The sequence below is a fragment of the Actinospica sp. genome (genome assembly GCF_035552695.1).
Taxonomy (GTDB): domain Bacteria; phylum Actinomycetota; class Actinomycetes; order Streptomycetales; family Catenulisporaceae; genus Actinospica.
The window spans coordinates 1-2114 of the sequence record NZ_DASZKT010000077.1 but is presented as its reverse complement, the minus strand read 5'-3'; the positions used below and the strand labels follow the sequence as shown (position 1 = coordinate 2114).

The 2114-nt window shown below is 69.4% G+C and carries 2 protein-coding genes; one reads left to right on the top strand and one right to left on the bottom strand.

What is annotated here, in order from left to right:
- The coding region (locus VG296_RS10405) for an alpha/beta hydrolase (RefSeq protein ID WP_325565428.1) at positions 1–814 on the bottom strand (814 nt) is incomplete at its 3' end.
- A 250-nt stretch (positions 815–1064) separates the two neighbouring features.
- Here VG296_RS10405 and VG296_RS10400 point away from each other — a divergent pair.
- A complete protein-coding gene (locus tag VG296_RS10400) occupies positions 1065–2078 on the top strand; it encodes an MmgE/PrpD family protein (protein WP_325565427.1) in 1014 nt (337 codons plus the stop codon).
- Positions 2079–2114: the final 36 nt, after the last annotated feature.

The window sequence follows — 2114 nt, the reverse complement described above, 5'->3', positions numbered from 1 at the left end:
GCAGGAAGGCCAGCAGGTCAGCGTTGATCGTCTGGGCCTGGGTGGTCGGCATGCCGTGCGGAAATCCCGGGTAGGTCTTCAGCGTCCCGTTCTTCACGAGCCCCGCGGACAGCGGTCCGGAGTCGGCGTAGGGAACGATCTGGTCGTCGTCGCCGTGCATCACCAGGACCGGCACCGTGATCTTCTTGAGATCCTCGGTGAAATCGGTCTGGGAGAAGGCAACGATGCCGTCGTAGTGTGCCTTCGCCCCGCCCATCATTCCCTGGCGCCACCAGTTCTCGATGATCGCTTCCGATGATTCCACGCCGGGCCGGTTGAAGCCGTAGAACGGGCCCGACGGCAGCGCCCGGTAAAACTCGGACCGGTTGGCGGCAAGCTGGGCCTGGAGATCGTCGAACACGCTCTTCGGCAGGCCGCCGGGGTTCGCGTCGGTCTGCACCATGAGCGGCGGCACCGAACTGATCAGTACCGCTTTCGCGACGCGGCTCTCACCGTGTCGGGCGATGTAGTGCACGACTTCGCCGCCACCGGTGGAGTGCCCAACATGGATGGCGCCCTGGAGATCGAGATGGGCAGTCAATGCCGCCAGGTCGTCTGCGTAATGGTCCATGTCGTGACCGTCGCTGGTCTGCGTGGAGCGTCCGTGCCCGCGCCGGTCATGGGCGATGACGCGGTAGCCGTGCCGTAGGAAGAACAGCATTTGGGTGTCCCAATCGTCGCCCGAAAGCGGCCAGCCGTGGCTGAAAACGATCGGTTGGCCCGAGCCCCAGTCCTTGAAGAAGATCTCCGTGCCATCGGTCGTGATCGTGCCCATGCGCTGCTGCCTCCGTTGGTCAGGCCGTTGACGCCGAAACGTACGAGCTCCAGCCTAACCCACCTCTCGCTTCGCGCCGAACACCAGCGCCGATCACGAATCCGGCGCGGTACCGCGTCTCAACGAATGCAGGGCGCGGCACCACGCTGGTCGCGTCCCGGGGACGCGACCACGAGGAATAGTCAAGACCTGTGGATCGGCGTGTCACGCGACTTGCTGATCACCACCCTCTGATTCGTCGGGTCGTTCGATGAGCTTGCCGTTCTTGAATACCGCGCCCGGCTACGACGAGGAGCTGCGCAACTCGGTGTTCTTCGAGCGTGGTCTGCACGCGACGTCCATCTGCGGCGCGGTCGGCGCCGCGGTGGCCGTGGCGATGCTGCAGGGGAGGACGAGGCGGGGATCGCCTCCGCCGCCGGCATCGCGGCCAGCATGGGCACCCGGCCTGCTGGAGGCCAACCGCACCGGCGGGACCGTCAAGCGGGTCCACTGCGGCTGGGCCGCGCACTGCGGCGTGGCAGCGGCCGACCTGGCCCGGCACGGGCTCACCGGCCCGCCGACCGTGCTGGAGGGCCGCTTCGGGTTCCTGCAGGCGTCCTGCGGCGACCGCGCCCACCCGGACGCCGTCGTCCGCGGCCAGGGCACGGACTGGGAGCTGCCGCGCGTGGTCTTCAAGCCGTACCCGTGCAACCACTTCACCCACGCGGGCGTGGACGCCGCCCTGCGGCTGCGTGCCCAGGGGCTCGCCCCCGCCGACGTCACAGCGATCGAGCTGGGCGTCGCCAAGCCCGTCCTGCGCACGATCGCCGAGCCACCCGAGGCCAAGGCACGGCCGGCCTCCGGGTACCACGCGGCGTTCAGCGGCCCCTACACGGTCGCCGCGGCGCTGCTCGGCGGCGGCCTCGGCGTGTCCCACGAGGACTTCACCGACGCGCCGCCCGTGACCCGCCGCCTCGCCCTGGCCGCCCTGGTGCGCTGCGTCGAGGACGAGCGCTGCAGCACGTCGTTCCCGCACGACTTCCCCGCCGTCCTGCGCGTGACCACCCGCACGGGCGAGGAACTCGAGGCCTGCGTCGAGGTCAACCGCGGCGGCCCCGGCAACCCCCTGTCCGACGAGGAGCTGGCGAGGAAGTTCCACGACAACGCCGTGAGGTCCCTTCCGGAGGAGCGCGCGGCCGAGCTCGCGGCCCGAACGCTCGCCCTTCCTGACGCTCAGAGCGTCGAGGATCTCACCGCGCTGCTGACCTCGGCGGGGGAGCGCTGAGGTCGAGACAGTTACCGCTCCCGGACTCCGTAGGTC

Excerpts from the sequence above, each read along its gene's own strand:
- VG296_RS10400 (WP_325565427.1), top strand. The coding sequence starts at position 1,065 with ATGAGCTTGCCGTTCTTGAATACCGCGCCCGGCTACGACGAGGAGCTG.